The sequence below is a fragment of the Parendozoicomonas callyspongiae genome (assembly GCF_023502345.1).
Lineage (GTDB): Bacteria > Pseudomonadota > Gammaproteobacteria > Pseudomonadales > Endozoicomonadaceae > Sansalvadorimonas > Sansalvadorimonas callyspongiae.
This window is the reverse complement of the sequence record NZ_JAMFLX010000112.1, coordinates 1-845: the sequence shown is the minus strand read 5'-3', so window position 1 is coordinate 845 and position 845 is coordinate 1. Positions and strand designations below refer to the sequence as shown.

The following is an 845-nucleotide window of genomic DNA, read 5'->3' as shown; positions in this document are numbered from 1 at the left end:
CGTATACAGCATGATATCCATCTCCCTGAAGATAAGGCTGTTAGCTTTATGAGACCACACGGACGTATTCCAACAGCCTTTGCAAGCCAGTGTGCAACCCTGAAACGAGACCACAAACCACCTGATTATGAATTTATTTGTTAGCTCTGCAGGCATCATTCAAGTAACTACGAACGTTCGTAGCTGCGTAACTTCAGTTTTAAGTTAAAAAGTTATGATGTAATTACTTACCATATCGAAAAAACGATATAATCCCGTTTGCTGCCAGTGGTGCTGGAAGCAGATACAACGAAAAGCAGTACTGCAAGATAACAACTCCAAAAAATAATACGGTAGTGCAATGCAAGTATCTCATGGGCGCAGGGTTTCAAAGCACCTGTTTGAAATGGATGAATGAAAAGATCATCCATGATTTTCAGGACAAGGCTACCAAATTTCACCGGAAGCAATACCGATTGGCCAAAAAGTCTGGAAACGAAACACCAGAGCAGCGTCAGGCCAGACTTGCAGATAAACGGAGTGAAATGGCTCATTTGAAAAATGAGGCAATGGCAGCTCGCTCACGTATCAGGGTTCAGGTTCAGCTCAAGGAATATCGTGAAAAAGAGATGACGTTATCTCAAATGAAAGAAGAGAAACATCATCCAACGGACGTACTTGAGCAGCATCTGTCTGCGATGGGAAAACCAAAACCCAGCCCCAAACATACTGCCCATCATATTGTGCCTGGTACTGGGAAGACACAGCATGCAGCCGATGCGCGAATTGAACTGCATTTATATGATATTCGCATCAATGATCCTTACAATGGCGTTTGGATGATTCGGCTCAAAGAGCACAAAAAG

2 protein-coding genes are annotated in these 845 nt (G+C 43.2%); one reads left to right on the top strand and one right to left on the bottom strand.

Annotated features, from left to right (window positions below; translation table 11 throughout):
- Window positions 1-156 (bottom strand): 4Fe-4S cluster-binding domain-containing protein (locus M3P05_RS21310; protein WP_408635968.1); only part of this gene is annotated, 156 nt, incomplete at its 3' end.
- 197 nt (window positions 157-353) lie between these two features.
- On the opposite strand from M3P05_RS21310, the gene M3P05_RS20510 reads away from it, so the two are divergent.
- Window positions 354-845 (top strand): AHH domain-containing protein (locus tag M3P05_RS20510; protein ID WP_249701997.1); only part of this gene is annotated, 492 nt, incomplete at its 3' end.